The following is a 13,338-nucleotide window of genomic DNA, read 5'->3' on the forward strand; positions in this document are numbered from 1 at the left end:
AAGCGTTGAAGCCTGATCGCCGCTATGCCGCGGTCTTGCTGTTGGCGCCGGCGCAGCCGACGCGTGCCGCACTCAAGCGGCTTCGTATTCGTCGCAATGATCTGTCACACGCTGCGGTTTCGCAAGAGGCTCAGTTACAACTGTCACACCACCATGTGGGACAGGGGTCATGTCGGGCCGAGCCTGACGCGGGACTCCGGCACGCCTCGCGCCCACATGTTGAGCAGGAACGTCCGGCCGTGCTCCGGATCGGCCGCGCGTGCGGCTGCGTCCATGCCCTCATAGGCCGACGTCACCAGCAGCCGGTCTAAATCCGAACCGACGAAAACTGGACAACTGGCCTGCCTGGCCGGCACGCGCACCGTGCGCACACGCGCGCCTTCCGGCGAATAGGCATCGATGCATCCGCCGCCCCAGCGCGCATTCCAGATCACGCCGTCCGCATCGACCACGGCGCCATCAAGGCCGCCCACGCCGCGATGCGTATAAAGCGGCGACGGCACGCCGGTCGGAAGGCCCGTCGCCGGATCGAGCGCGACGCGGCACAGCACGTTCTCGCGCGTATCGGTGAAATAACCGGTGGCGCCGTCGGGAGAAAAGCAGATCGCATTGGGAATGCTGATATTGGAGAACAATCGCCGAAGATCACCATTGTGCAGCGCATAAATCGCGCCGGCGCCGGTCTCAGCCTTGCGGCCCATGGTGCCGATCCAGAACGTTCCGGACGGATGCACACGTGCGTCGTTCGAACGGGTCTGCGGATTGTCGGCCTCCAGCGGCAGATGCAGTGTGAGGCGGCCGTCAGGGATACTGCGAATATACAGCCCGTCGTCCGCGGCCAACAGCTGTTGCCGATCGTCGATCTTGGCGAGCGCACTCGCCATCACCGGAAGCTCGTGAATCAGCGTTTCCAATGAATTAAGGCGCGATTCGAACAAGCGGCGCTCGAGAATATCGAACCACCAGGCCGTATTGCTGACGGCATCATAGGTTGGGCCTTCACCGAGATGACAGCGCGTCTCACACAGAGTCATGGTGGGCACATCCTCGATGTGCTCGTCAGGGCCGATCACGCGCATTCCTCCAAGCTGCAACAGCGTGTCGTGATCCACACTCATGGCATCTTTGCGGCGAGATTTTTCAAGCTGCGGAAAAGCGATAGAGCGCATGATGACGATACACCTCCCCCGGCTGGAGCAAGACAGAAGGAAAATCAGAACGATTCGGTGTATCCGGCCAAGCCTGCGGTTCAAGACAGAGCGCGTCGGACTGACGATACAGCCGGCCATGCTTGCCCGGCACACTGCCGTCGAGATAATTGCCCGAATAAACCTGCAGGCCCGGTTGATTGGTGTGAAGCTCCATCACCCGGCCGGAGCGCGGCGCCTCAATCCGCGCGGCAAAGCGCAGGCCCGCATCCGGGCTTAAGCAGAAATTGTGATCGTAACCGCGCCCGCGCCGGAGCTGTTCGTCGTTTTGGCGAATGCGGGCGCCGATCTCGTTTGCCTCGCGAAAATCGAACGGTGTACCGGTGACGCTCCGAGGCAGCTCATGCAGTGGGATCGCAGTCTCATCCGTCGCCAGAAAAGCATCTGCGGCAACGGTCAGGCGATGGCTCAGAATGTCGCTGGTCGACGCCGCGCCGTCGAGGTTGAAAAAACTGTGATTTGTCAGGTTGACCACGGTCGGCCGGTCGGTCGTGGCCGTATGTTCGATCGAAAGTTCTCTTGGCGCCGAGATGCGATAGGTCGCGCTGACATCGAGCGTGCCCGGATAGCCCTCTTCGCCATGCAGGCTGCGATACGCCAGCGTCACCGCAGGCGCCGGTCCATCGTCCACCGCCGTGATGGTCCACAGCCGGCGGTCGAAGCCCTGGAGACCACCGTGCAATGCGTTCGGCCCGTTGTTGGCATCGAGTGAAATGCGTTCGCCGTCCAGCGTGAAACCGGCACCGGCAATCCGATTGGCATAACGCCCGACCGTGGCCCCAAAGAACCGCCGTGCGGCCGCATAGGATGCGAGATCGTCATGTCCCAGCACCACGTCGCCGACTTCGCCATGCCGATCCGGCACGAACAGCGCCTGCAACGCTGCGCCATAGGTGATGATGCGCGCCTCGAATCCATCCGGCGTCCGCAGCCGCACCCGCTCCACCACGGCGCTGCCAGGCAGACGTCCAAAGACCTCGCGGATGACGGACGATGTTGTCGCGGATGTCATGCTCACTCCTCGAACGCGTCGACGACCACACGACGGCCGAGCATGAAGGCGTCGGCGACATGCACCAGCGGGGCGAGATCGACATCGGATTCGCCGCGCGTAATGAGCTCGACAAAACGGCGGTAGATCGCCGGATACGCGACCTTCTTCTCATCCATCAAGACATTGTCGCCATGGATCAGCTTCGCGCCGCCTGCCGAGAGCGTCAACCGGCCCTGGTCGGTCTCGACCACGATGTCCCAGCTCTGCGTCCCGGTCTGGCGGAAATCGAATTCGGCGCGGATCGGCAGCCCCGCCGCGTCGGTAAAATCCAGGTCGGCAGCGATCGGAGCCGCGCAGTTGCTCGGAAAGGCAAGCTCGGCAGCGGTGAGAAAGAACGGACGCGGCAGGATGCGGGTGACGATGGAGAGCGCGTTGATGCCGGGATCGAACACGCCAAAGCCACCCGGCCGCCAGATCCAGGCCTGGCCGGGATGCCAGACCCGGACGTCTTCCTTCCAGATCACATGCACGGAGCGGATCTCGCGCTGCGCCAGGAAAGCTCTCGCCGGCTCGACCGCCGGCGCAAACCGCGCATGCCAGGTTGCGAACAAGGTTTTGCCCGAGGCCCGCGCCACCTCCGTCAGCGGCGCGATCGCGCTGACCACTGCGCCCGGCGGCTTTTCCAGCAGCACGTGCTTGCCGGCGGCAAGTGCCGCAGCGGCCTGCGCGCCGCGCATCAGTGGCGGAGTGCACAAGGCAACTGCATCGATCGGCGGCCCGTTCCGCAGCAGTTCTTCCAGCGAGGCGAAATGCGGAACGCCATCAAGGGTGGCGTTCGGATCGGCCACAGCTACCAGCGTAATGGCTGGCATCGCAGCAATCGACGGGAGGTGCTGATCCCGCGCGATCTTGCCGAGACCGACAATGGCAAGGCGAAGCGGCGTCATGCGGCTTGATCCCGGTGCGCCCAAAGCGATTTGATGAGAGATGTCATCCAGTCCGCACTCCCCCTATAGCGTTCCGTCGCGTTCGCCGGCTGATCTGCGACGTTGCAGGCCGTTGATGATCACCTTGGTCATGGCGTCCGCCGCCGCAGCCGGATCCCTTCGCTCGATCGCATCAACGATCTGCTGGTGGGTCAGGATGGTGACCTCGCGTTCTTCCTGCTCGGCGGGCGCACTGAGCAGAAAAGAAGCACGAAGTGCCGCTTCGATCACGCTTCCCATCGACCGCATGAACGGATTGCCGGAGGCGTTGGCGACCGCAATGTGCAGGCTGAGATCGGCATCGGCGAAGGCGCCGGAGTCGGACGGCTCACGCCGCATCCATGCGATGCTCCGCTGCAGCTCCGCGAGATCGGCGTCCGAACGCTGCCCGGCGGCCAGCGCGGCCGCGCGAGGCTCGACTGCGAGCCGTATCTCGGCAAGATCGCGCACGAATCGCATGTCGATGCCGACATCGAGATGCCAGGCCAGCACGTCGGCGTCGAACATGTTCCAGGCCGCGCGCTCGCGCACCACGGTGCCGACACGCACCTTGGTGCTGAGCAAGCCTTTCGCCACCAGGGTCTTCACGCTCTCGCGCAACACCGGACGCGACACCCTGAAGATCACCGTGAGTTCGGCATCCCCCGGCAGCTTGACGCCTTCCGCATAGCGGCCGGAAATGATGTCGATCCCGATGGTACGGGCGATCTCCGCATGGTTGGAGTGCGCACGGCGCGTGGGGATGACAACGAGCTGGGAACTCACGACACCACGACTCCTGCGGTTCGACGGCCCGATCGCCTGGCGAACCCGACAATGACCTGCTGCAGCACGATGAAGGCGAACAGCAGGATGCCGGTCACGATCTTGGTCCACCAGCTCGACAGCGAACCATCGAAATTGATGTAGGTCTGGATCAGGCCCTGGATCAGCACGCCGACGAAGGTGCCGAATACGAAGCCGTACCCTCCGGTCAATAGCGTACCACCGATCACCACCGCGGCAATGGTGTCGAGTTCGACGCCCACCGCCGAAAGCGAATAACCCGCTGATGTATAGAACGAGAACACGATGCCCGACAGGCCCGCCAGCATGCTGGACAGCATGTAGATGAGGATTGTGGTCGGCGCGACGCGTACGCCCATCAGCGCGGTCGAGACCCGGCTGCCGCCGAGCGCATAGACATTGGCGCCGAACCGCGTGAAGTGCAGCAGAACGATTCCCACGGCGAAGACCGCGAGCAAGATCATGGCGATGACTGTCAGTCGCCCGCCGCCGGGCAAGGCGATCGCATGATCGGCGAGATTCGCATACAGCGGCGCGTTGATCGGGATCGACTCCGTCGACATCAGGAAGCTGGTGCCGCGTGCCAGGAACATGCCGGCAAGGGTCACGATGAAGGGCGGCATGTCGAAAAACTGGATCACAGCCCCCATGGCCGCGCCGAACACGGCGCAGATCACCAGGATCATGGCAAAGGCGGCGAACGGCGGGACGTCATGCCGCTCGATCGCAAGCGCAAGAAACACCGTGGTGAAACCGATCACCGAGCCGACCGAGAGATCGATCCCGCCGGAGATGATGACAAAGGTCATCCCCATCGCCACGATGCCAAGGAAGGCATTGTCGGTCAAAAGATTGGCGACCACCCGGGTTGAGGTGAAATTCGGGAACTGCAGCGAGCAGATCACAAAGCCTGCGATGAACACGGCCGTGGTGACACTGACAGGAAGCAACCGGTTCATTTGCGCACCTTCGACAGCAGCAGGCCGAGATCGAGGCGCGGCGACTGCAGCAGCAGCACGATCAGCACCACCACGGCCTTGACCACCAGGTTGAATTCGGGCGGAAAGCCGGACAGCAGGATGCCGGTGTTCATGGCCTGGATGATCAGTGCGCCGACTACAGCGAGAACCAGGCTGAAACGCCCGCCGAACAACGAGGTGCCGCCGATCACCACGGCGAGGATGGCATCGAGCTCGAGCCACAGTCCGGCATTGTTGGCATCGGCGCCGAGGATGTCGGCGGCCGCGATCAGGCCGGCGATCGCGGCACACAGGCTGCACCAGACATAGACAGCCATGATCATGGCGCGGGTGCCTACGCCGGCCAGCGCACTGGCTTTGGCATTGGCCCCGGTCGCCTCGATCATCAATCCCAGCGCCGTGCCGCGCACCAGAGCGACCGTCAGCGCCAGCATGGCGAAGGCGATCACCACCGGCGCCGGAATGCCGAGCACCGATCCGCCGCCGAGCCACGCCAATTCCGGCGAGGTGAAGGTGACGATGCGCCCCTCGGTGACAAGCTGGGCGATGCCGCGCCCGGCCACCATCAGGATCAGCGTGGCGACAATCGGCTGGATGCCGAGCACCGCGACCAGGATGCCGTTCCAGAGGCCGCACAACAGGCCGGCTCCGAGCGCCGCCGCAATCACCACCGGCAGCGAATAGTTATCCGCGAGGCTCGCCGCGATCGCGCCCGAGATCGCCATCACGGCGCCGACCGACAGGTCGATGCCGCGGGTCGCGATGACCAGCACCATGCCGAGCGACAGCAGCGCCACCGGCGCGCCGCGATTGAACACGTCGATCAAGCTGCCGAACAGCCGGCCGTCCTGCAGCCGCAGGTCGAAGAACTGCGGCGACACCGTCCAGTTGATCGCCAGGATCGCCAGGAAGGCGAGGATTTGCGGCAGGCCGGCGCGCGGCAGACGAAGCGCCATCGTCAATGCTCCCGTTTCGCAAGCGGAGCGTCGGCGGCGATCGCCGCGACAATCGACGACACGTTGATGGCTTCGCCATGCAGCGCCTCGACATGGGCGCGATCGCGCAGCACGATCACCTCATCGGCATAGGTCACGATCTCTTCGAGCTCGGAGGAAATCACCAGCAGCGCCAGCCCCTCCGCACAAAGCTGGCGGATCAAGCGGATGATCTCGGCGTGGGCGCCAACATCGATGCCGCGGGTCGGCTCATCGAGGATCAGCAGGCGCGGTTCGGTCGCAAGCCAGCGGGCCAACAGCGCCTTCTGCTGATTGCCACCCGACAGTAGCCCTATCGGCCGCTCGGGATCGGGCGGGCGAATATCCAGCAGCTTTATGAAACGTTTTGCGATTTCGTCCTGCTCGTGCCGCGACAGCGGCTTCAGCAGGCCACGGCGCGCCTGCAGCGCCAGCACGATGTTCTCGCGCACGGTCAGTTCCGCCACGATGCCTTCGGTCTTGCGCTCCTCGGGGCAGTAGCCAAAACGGTGTTGTACTGCATCGCGCGGCGAACGCAGGCGAACAGCGCGGCCATCGACGGTCACAGTGCCGGTGTCCGGTCGCTCGGCGCCGAACACAAGGCGCGCGGTCTCGGTTCGCCCGGAGCCGAGCAGGCCGGCCAGCCCGACGACCTCTCCCTCCCGCAGTTCGAGATCGAAGGGCGCGAGATAGCCGGATTTGCCGAATCCGGAGAACACCGCACATGGCGGGCGCCGGACATCGGCGGAGACATGCACACGCTCGCTGGTGGCGTCGCTGAGCTCGTGTCCCAGCATCATGTGCACAAGCTCGATGCGCGGCAGATCCGCGGTCTTGCGCTCGCCGACAAGCCGGCCGTTGCGCAGCACCGTGATGCGGTCGCTGACCGCGTAGACCTGATCCAGAAAGTGGGTCACGAACAGGATGCCGATGCCGCGCTTTGCCAATTGGCGCATGATCGAAAACAGGATCTCGACCTCGTGCTTGTCGAGGCTGGCGGTCGGTTCATCGAGAATCAGCACGCGCGCCGACATGTCGACGGCCCGGGCGATGGCCGTGATGTGCTGGATGGCAACGGAATAGTCGCCGAGCGGCACCGACACATCGATATGGAGGCCGAACCCTTCGAGCAGCGCCGCGGCGCGGCGGCGCATGTCGCCATCATGGACCAGGCCGAAGCGGGTCGGCTGCCGGCCAAGAAAGAGATTCTGCGCCACCGACAGGTTCGGCAGCAGATTGACCTCCTGATAGACGGTGGCAATGCCGGCCTTCAGCGCGGCTTGCGCCGAGCGCGGCGCGATCTCGGCGCCATCCAGCCGCACAGAGCCGGCGTCCCGCGACACCACACCGGTCATGACCTTGATCAGCGTCGACTTGCCGGCCCCGTTTTCGCCAAGCAGCGCGTGGATTTCACCAGCGTGCAAGCTGAAATCGACGCCGTCGAGCGCGCGAACGCCAGCAAAACTCTTGCTGAGTCCGCGCGCTTCAAGCAGCGCAGAACCGTGGTCGGAAACATCAGGCATGCGTTCGATGTTCCCGCCGCCGGCGCCCAGCCTCAATATCCGAGGCCTTTCTTGCTGTCGTAGATCTTCTGCGGATTGTCAGCAGCGGTGAAGAGTTTTGACTCGGTCTGGATCCATTTCGGTGGCACGGTGCCCTTGGCTTTGTAGGCGATGATGGCGTCGAACGCAGGCCCCGCCATGTCCGGCGTCAACTCGACCGTGGCATTGGCTTCGCCCGCGGCGATGGCCTTGAAGATGTCCGGCACCGCATCGATCGAGACGGTGAGAATATCCTTGCCCGGCTTCAGGCCGGCTTCCTTCATCGCCTGGATGGCACCGACCATCATGTCGTCATTATGCGCATAGACGGCGCAGATGCTCTTGCCGCCGCCTTCGGCCTTGATGAAGCTCTCCATCACTTCCTTGCCCTTGGCGCGGGTGAAGTCGCCGGTTTGGCTGCGCACCACCTTGATGTTGGCAGACTTGGCAATCGCGGTGTCGAAACCTTTTTTGCGGTTGGCGGCGACACTGGCGCCGACCGTGCCTTGCAGCTCGACCACGCTGCAGGCTTTGCCGCCGAGTGTCTTCGCCAGCCAATCGCCGGCCACCTCGCCTTCGTGCACGCTGTCGGAGGTGACCGCGGTCAGATACAGGTCCTTGCCTGAGGGATCGATGTCGCGGTCGAGCAGCACGACCGGGATCTTGGCTTCCTTGGCCTCCTTCAGCACCGCATCCCATCCGGTGGAGACCACGGGCGCGAGAAAGATGGCATCGACATTCTGCGCGATGAAGGACCGGATCGCCTTGATCTGGTTTTCCTGCTTCTGCTGGGCGTCGGCGATCTTGAAATTGACGTTGCGCTTCTTGGCTTCCGACTTGGAAACCGAGGTCTCAGCAGCCCGCCAGCCGGATTCCGAGCCGATTTGCGAGAATCCAATGGTCAGTTGGGCAGCCTGGGCGTTGAAATTTAGCGCGGGGCCGGTCAGCACCGCAGCGGCAAGCAAGGCTTTAAAGGACAAACCTGTCTTGAAGGACATCCGTGTCATGAGGCGTTTTCTCCGAATTTTGACCACGCCGCTTCGTTGAGCGGCTCAGTGTGCGGCAGACTGACACGGAGAAAACGGCCTTACTAGTAATATTATTAGACTAATTATATTCCCAAAATGTGGGTTAAAACGTCCTTCCAATGACTTACGGTCCGGCGAAGGTCATTGAAAAGGCATGCGGCTTTGTGTCGGGACATCTCATGACGACGCCGTCATCGTCCGCGCGCACCTCGACCGAACCGGTCACACTGAGCGCATCGCCGCTGTCGCGGGCGATCACCTGACCATCGCAGCGCAGTTCCCAGGGGCCGCGCGACCAGATGTTGCCAAGCAGGACGGCGCCATCGGGCGTGCCGCCCTCGATCTGCTGCAAGGAAAACTCCAGCCGGTTCGTCGCCGGATCGAACACCGCTTTGCTAACGTCGACATCAGGCGCGACCCGCAGCAACGCCGGGGCCTCAAAGTGCGCGGCATCCCATGGCGCGTTGTAGAAGTGCCAGAGCCCATCCGGGATGTTGAGACGCGCATAACCGAGCAGCACGTTGCCGGACATCGGCTCCATCAAAGTGCGGTTGCCGGCGGCATCTTCGAACATGTCGTTGCGCGGATAATAGAGGCCACCGTCACGCCAGCGCGGGGCCATGTGGCGATCGGCATGGGTTAACAGACCACGCAATGTCTCCGCATCTCCCATCTCGGAGACCCAGGCCGCGACCCAGCCAAAGTCGCAGTCGTCATTGACGATCTGCTGCCCCATCACCAGCGGACGCGGATTGGTGTTGATCGACAGCGCGCCATCCTTGCCCGGCTTCACCAGGTCGCGGATCTGGCGCGGATAGTGTTCATGCACGAAATCGCGATTCCACATGTTCAGCAGCGCACCGGCCCAGGCATCGACCCATGGCGATTTGCCGATGTTCTCGCGGACCGCCTTGGTGTCCTGCGACATCATGATGTGATAGTGGCCATTCTCGCCGACCCGGCCAAAGTCTTCCCACGCCTGTTCGTAGCTGTGCGTGACCTCGTCAGCCATGGTGCCGCCATAGACCAGATCGTGCATGCGAAAGCCGAGGATCGCCGGCTGATTGCAAATCTGGAACACGCAGTTCGGCTCGCAGGCGACGCCGAGATATCCGCTCTCCACCATCTGCCAGTAGATGTGGTCATTCAGCGACTTCTGGTCGTATTCAAAGCGCTTCTCGCCACCACCCCAGAAGAACGACCAGTGCTTGAACGTCAGCGCGCCCGGCTGCGCATAACGGTCATCCTTGAACAGATAATTGTACATCAGCGCCATGGACTGCACGTAGGCGCTGTACATGATGTTATCACGCACCACCGGATTCCATTCCTCGCGGTAGTTTCCGGCCAAGTGCGCATTAAAAACGCTGCCGCCACGGCTGACGTCGCGCCAGTACATCCACACTTCCGGCAGCAGCATCTTCTCCATCAGCTTCTCGAACACCGGCTTGAACACGCCGGGTGCCGCGGGCAGGCGATGGCGGTGGGTCAATGCGAGCGCGTAGGCCATATAGGCAAGCTGAAAACGATAGCCGCCAAAATCCTCCTGGCCGTAGCCCTTGCCGTTCATCAGCTCCCACTGATTGGGCGGCTGGTTTGCCAGATTGGCGAAGTGGCGGAGATGTCCAAGCTGCAGAGCATCGAGTCCGTCGGCATCATAGGCCGTCATGGTGCTAGCAGTCATGGCGCGCTCTCCCTCGGGTGCTCTGCGGCACCGCCTTCACATTCGCCGGTCAAACTCCCGGCCCGAAGCCGACAGTGTCGCTCGCGCCCAGCCGTCCCAGCAAATCACGCAATTGGTCCATCTCGGCGTCGCTGAACTTGCCGTTCAACTGCGTGTCGAAACTCATCACCGCCTGGCGCAGCCGCAAAAACAGCGCCCGCCCTTTCGCCGTCAGCTCCACCACCTGCACCCGCCTGTTTTCCGGCTGGCGTGTTCGCGTCAGCAGCCCATCGCGTTCCATGCTGGTGAGATGATGGGTCAGGGTCGGCCCCTGCACGCCGATGGCGGCGGCAAGATCGGCCTGGGTGCGATGCTCGCCGTCCATCAACGCCAGCAGGATCAGCCAGACCGGACGCGATCCGCCCTTCTCGTTCAGCGTATCCTCAAAGCTGCGCGCGACGGACTTCGCCGTCTGCACCAGCAGCAGTCCGATCGGTTTGCGACCCGGCTTCATTATCATGCCAGATACATAGACATCTAACAGTTAGATGTCTATGTATTTCACGCAAGCGGATCTTCCCTTCCATTCGAAAGGACACCCCCACCATGATCACTGGAGTCATCATCCTGATCGCACTGCATGCCCTGAGCGGCATATTCTGGGCCGGATCGACCTTCACCTTGGCGCGCTCCGGCGGCGCCGGCAGCGACGCGCTGTTTCGCCCTCAGATGGGTGCCGCGGTTGTCGCGGTGCTGACGGGTGTCGGCATGTGGCACCTGCTGCACGCCGGCAATTTCGGACTGGGAGAGAAGGTGCTGGCAGCCGGTACACTTGCGGCCATCGCCGCCGCGGGCGTGCAAGGCGCGCTGCATCGCAAACAACCTGCGGTGGCGCAGCGGATCGCGGGAGGACTGTTGGCCCTCACCGTGGTGTGCATGGTGGTGGCGCGTTACGTCTGATCTCAGGGCATTGGCAGGGAATGCCATGCTGTTATATCTGTGGGGTCCGAGTTGCAGAAAAAGCAAACCCCACCGATGGACTTACGCCAGCTCCGAACATTCCGGTCGGTCGCCGAACTGGGCAGTCTCAGCAAGGCCTCCGACCGCCTGCGCGTCGCCCAGCCGGCACTGAGTCGGCACATCAAGCTGCTTGAGCACGAATTGCGGGTAGAACTGTTCACCCGCAACGGCCGCGGCATGATCCTCACCAGTGCCGGCCAGATGCTGCTCGATCGCACCAGCGGTGTCGTCAGGCAGATCGAGCAGGTGCGCGACGACCTGCAATCGATCAAGGGGACCCCATCGGGGAATGTGGTGCTCGGGCTGGTGCCCACAGTCAGTTGCGTGCTGTCTGCCGGCTTCGCCCGCCGCATTGTCGAGCGGTTTCCCGACATTTCACTGCGGATCGTCGAAAGCTATGGCGGGCATCTGGTGGAATGGCTGCACCGTGGCGAAATGGATCTCGCCATCATCTACGGGCCATCCACCGATCTGCATCTCTCGGTGCAAACGCTGGGGCGTGACGACTTGGTCGCGGTCGGCCCTCACGGTTGCGGGCTGGCCCAGCGCAAGCAGGTCGACATCGGCTGGCTGGCCGCGCAAAAGCTGGTGCTGCCGAGCAACTCGCACGGACTTCGTGTGCTGATCGAGAAAGCCGCCGCCCGCAAGTCGCTGTCTCTCAACGTCTCGGTCGAAGCCGACTCGTTTCGTGTGCTGACCAGTTTTGTCGAGGAAGGGCTCGGGTTCACCGTGCTGCCGCAGTCGGCGGTTCGCACCGAAGTTGCGCAGGGCCGCCTCGAAATCGCTGATATCGTCAAGCCGACTCTCAGCCGCGAACTGATCCTGGCGGCGCCGGCCGACCGTCCGCCGTCGATCGCGACTGCCAGCATTTCGAGCCTGATCCGCAAGGAGATCCAGAGCCTCGCCGACGACGGGCTCTGGAATATTCGTCTGGCGGCACAAACCGAGCGTAGCGTTGCACGAGGCAAGCGGTCGCAAGCCAAGTGACTTGAGTTAAGTGACCTGAAACCCGAGGTGCTGGCGGAACCGGTTCTTGACAAACGCACCATCGCGCGGCGGCAGCACGCGGGGCGGATTACCCGGTGCGATCGAGATGCGCAGGAAGCGCGGTCCTTCGCTCACACTCTGCAGCTTGCCGCGATAGGACTCGATGCCGGCGAGATCAGCGACGTCGGTGACCGACGTAAAGCCTGCGCCCTCGGCCACCGTGCCAAGACGCGCACCGCGCCCGGAATGGCTGAGCTGCATGCCGGTTTCACCGAAATGACCGTTATCGAGCACCGCAATGGTCAGATTGAGCGGCCGACTGACGCCGACCGTGAACAGGGCGCCGAGGCCCATCAATTGCTCGCCATCGCCGGTCAGCACCAGCACCGGCCGCTTCGGCTGCGCCTGGGCCAGGCCCAGTCCGATCATCGCCGCGCCGCCCATCGCGCCCCAGAGATAGAAATTGGCGTCATGCTCTCCGGCCGCGAACAGGTCGTAGGTCGAGGAGCCGAGTCCGGCCACCACCAGCAAATCCCCGCGGTCGGCCAGCAACGCCTTGACCGCATCACGACGATGCATTGTTCCAAATGTCGCTGACATCACTTCTGCTCCAGCCATTTCTTGCGGCCAATCATGCGTTGGGAGATGAGGACGGCCACCTGCTGGTCGCCGTCAAAGGCCAGCGACGCTGCCGCCGACACCACCTCCTCGGCTTCCTCCGGATGATTGATCCGCAGCACGGTGACGCCCATCAGCTCGAACGCGCCCGGCGTCGCCTGCCCCATCGGAATCTGCCAGGGATTGAACTCGGCCCATTCACCGCGCATGGTCACCAGAGTGAGGAATGGAAACCTGCAGGAGTTCATCAGCGAGAACATGTTGACGCAGTTGCCGACCCCGCTCGACTGCATCAGCAGTACGGAACGGCTGCCACCGAGCCAGGCCCCCGCGCAGAGCGCGACGCCCTCTTCCTCGGTGGTCAACACCGTGGCCGTCACAGCCGGATCGTCGTGGGACAGCGTGATCAGCCGCGAATGGCCGGCATCCGGCACATAGCAGACTTGCGCGACATCATATTGTTTCAGGGTCCGGTAGATCTGGAGCGGCCAGTCGGGTCCCGCGGCCCCGTCGCTCTGCGGGCCGGTCTTCTCAGCGACACCATCCATGGCAA

General features: G+C 63.3%; 14 protein-coding genes. 2 read left to right on the forward strand and 12 right to left on the reverse strand.

The features are described 5' to 3' along the window. Nucleotides 1-167: 167 nt before the first annotated feature. The 10 genes from RS897_RS07870 to RS897_RS07915 form a co-directional block, all read right to left on the reverse strand. A complete protein-coding gene (locus tag RS897_RS07870) occupies nt 168-1,052 on the reverse strand; it encodes an SMP-30/gluconolactonase/LRE family protein (RefSeq protein WP_315838554.1) in 885 nt (294 codons plus the stop codon). A gap of 88 nt (nt 1,053-1,140) precedes the next feature. After that, nucleotides 1,141-2,220 carry an aldose epimerase family protein gene (locus RS897_RS07875; RefSeq protein ID WP_315836023.1) on the reverse strand — a complete coding sequence of 360 codons (1,080 nt, stop codon included), beginning with the start codon at nt 2,218-2,220 and terminating at the stop codon, nt 1,141-1,143. A gap of 2 nt (nt 2,221-2,222) precedes the next feature. Beyond that, complete coding sequence (locus RS897_RS07880; protein WP_315836024.1) at nt 2,223-3,149, reverse strand: Gfo/Idh/MocA family protein; 927 nt, start codon at nt 3,147-3,149, stop codon at nt 2,223-2,225. 63 nt (nt 3,150-3,212) lie between these two features. Further along, complete coding sequence (locus RS897_RS07885) at nt 3,213-3,953, reverse strand: FadR/GntR family transcriptional regulator (protein WP_315836025.1); 741 nt, start codon at nt 3,951-3,953, stop codon at nt 3,213-3,215. Next, nucleotides 3,950-4,933 carry a galactofuranose ABC transporter, permease protein YjfF gene (yjfF, locus tag RS897_RS07890; protein ID WP_315836026.1) on the reverse strand — a complete coding sequence of 328 codons (984 nt, stop codon included), beginning with the start codon at nt 4,931-4,933 and terminating at the stop codon, nt 3,950-3,952. The genes RS897_RS07885 and yjfF overlap by 4 nt, the downstream gene beginning before the upstream one ends. Beyond that, complete coding sequence (locus tag RS897_RS07895; protein WP_315836027.1) at nt 4,930-5,910, reverse strand: ABC transporter permease; 981 nt, start codon at nt 5,908-5,910, stop codon at nt 4,930-4,932. The genes yjfF and RS897_RS07895 overlap by 4 nt, the downstream gene beginning before the upstream one ends. A gap of 2 nt (nt 5,911-5,912) precedes the next feature. Next, nucleotides 5,913-7,451 carry a sugar ABC transporter ATP-binding protein gene (locus tag RS897_RS07900; protein ID WP_315836028.1) on the reverse strand — a complete coding sequence of 513 codons (1,539 nt, stop codon included), beginning with the start codon at nt 7,449-7,451 and terminating at the stop codon, nt 5,913-5,915. Nucleotides 7,452-7,483: 32 nt separating this feature from the next. Next, complete coding sequence (ytfQ, locus tag RS897_RS07905; protein ID WP_315838555.1) at nt 7,484-8,449, reverse strand: galactofuranose ABC transporter, galactofuranose-binding protein YtfQ; 966 nt, start codon at nt 8,447-8,449, stop codon at nt 7,484-7,486. Between the two features lie 172 nt (nt 8,450-8,621). Next, nucleotides 8,622-10,181 carry a linalool dehydratase/isomerase domain-containing protein gene (locus RS897_RS07910; RefSeq protein WP_315836029.1) on the reverse strand — a complete coding sequence of 520 codons (1,560 nt, stop codon included), beginning with the start codon at nt 10,179-10,181 and terminating at the stop codon, nt 8,622-8,624. A 49-nt stretch (nt 10,182-10,230) separates the two neighbouring features. Next, a complete protein-coding gene (locus RS897_RS07915) occupies nt 10,231-10,674 on the reverse strand; it encodes a MarR family winged helix-turn-helix transcriptional regulator (protein ID WP_315836030.1) in 444 nt (147 codons plus the stop codon). 92 nt (nt 10,675-10,766) lie between these two features. Between RS897_RS07915 and RS897_RS07920 the strand changes: the two genes are divergently transcribed. Together RS897_RS07920 and RS897_RS07925 are read left to right on the forward strand one after the other, a co-directional pair. After that, nucleotides 10,767-11,120, forward strand: a complete 354-nt coding sequence (locus RS897_RS07920) for a hypothetical protein (protein ID WP_315836031.1) — start codon at nt 10,767-10,769, stop codon at nt 11,118-11,120. A gap of 75 nt (nt 11,121-11,195) precedes the next feature. After that, nucleotides 11,196-12,167 (forward strand): LysR family transcriptional regulator, encoded by a 972-nt coding sequence (locus tag RS897_RS07925; RefSeq protein ID WP_315836032.1) that lies wholly within the window; start codon nt 11,196-11,198, stop codon nt 12,165-12,167. Nucleotides 12,168-12,173: 6 nt separating this feature from the next. On the opposite strand, the gene RS897_RS07930 is transcribed toward RS897_RS07925, so the two are convergent. Continuing rightward, on the reverse strand, nt 12,174-12,767 hold the full coding sequence (locus RS897_RS07930; protein ID WP_315836033.1) for a thiamine pyrophosphate-dependent enzyme: 594 nt from the start codon (nt 12,765-12,767) through the stop codon (nt 12,174-12,176). Next, on the reverse strand, nt 12,767-13,333 hold the full coding sequence (locus RS897_RS07935; RefSeq protein ID WP_315836034.1) for a thiamine pyrophosphate-binding protein: 567 nt from the start codon (nt 13,331-13,333) through the stop codon (nt 12,767-12,769). Before RS897_RS07935 ends, RS897_RS07930 begins: the two co-directional genes overlap by 1 nt. Nucleotides 13,334-13,338 lie beyond the last annotated feature (5 nt).

The organism is Bradyrhizobium prioriisuperbiae, from assembly GCF_032397745.1.
Classification (GTDB): Bacteria; Pseudomonadota; Alphaproteobacteria; order Rhizobiales; family Xanthobacteraceae; genus Bradyrhizobium_A; species Bradyrhizobium_A prioriisuperbiae.

Bases quoted from the DNA above. Each gene is read 5' to 3' on its own strand.
- RS897_RS07875 (WP_315836023.1), bottom strand. From the start codon at position 2,220: ATGACATCCGCGACAACATCGTCCGTCATCCGCGAGGTCTTTGGACGT.
- RS897_RS07880 (WP_315836024.1), bottom strand. From the start codon at position 3,149: ATGACGCCGCTTCGCCTTGCCATTGTCGGTCTCGGCAAGATCGCGCGG.
- yjfF (WP_315836026.1), bottom strand. From the start codon at position 4,933: ATGAACCGGTTGCTTCCTGTCAGTGTCACCACGGCCGTGTTCATCGCA.
- RS897_RS07895 (WP_315836027.1), bottom strand. From the start codon at position 5,910: ATGGCGCTTCGTCTGCCGCGCGCCGGCCTGCCGCAAATCCTCGCCTTC.
- RS897_RS07900 (WP_315836028.1), bottom strand. From the start codon at position 7,451: ATGCCTGATGTTTCCGACCACGGTTCTGCGCTGCTTGAAGCGCGCGGA.
- RS897_RS07910 (WP_315836029.1), bottom strand. From the start codon at position 10,181: ATGACTGCTAGCACCATGACGGCCTATGATGCCGACGGACTCGATGCT.
- RS897_RS07915 (WP_315836030.1), bottom strand. From the start codon at position 10,674: ATGAAGCCGGGTCGCAAACCGATCGGACTGCTGCTGGTGCAGACGGCG.
- RS897_RS07920 (WP_315836031.1), top strand. From the start codon at position 10,767: ATGATCACTGGAGTCATCATCCTGATCGCACTGCATGCCCTGAGCGGC.
- RS897_RS07925 (WP_315836032.1), top strand. From the start codon at position 11,196: ATGGACTTACGCCAGCTCCGAACATTCCGGTCGGTCGCCGAACTGGGC.
- RS897_RS07930 (WP_315836033.1), bottom strand. From the start codon at position 12,767: ATGTCAGCGACATTTGGAACAATGCATCGTCGTGATGCGGTCAAGGCG.
- RS897_RS07935 (WP_315836034.1), bottom strand. From the start codon at position 13,333: ATGGATGGTGTCGCTGAGAAGACCGGCCCGCAGAGCGACGGGGCCGCG.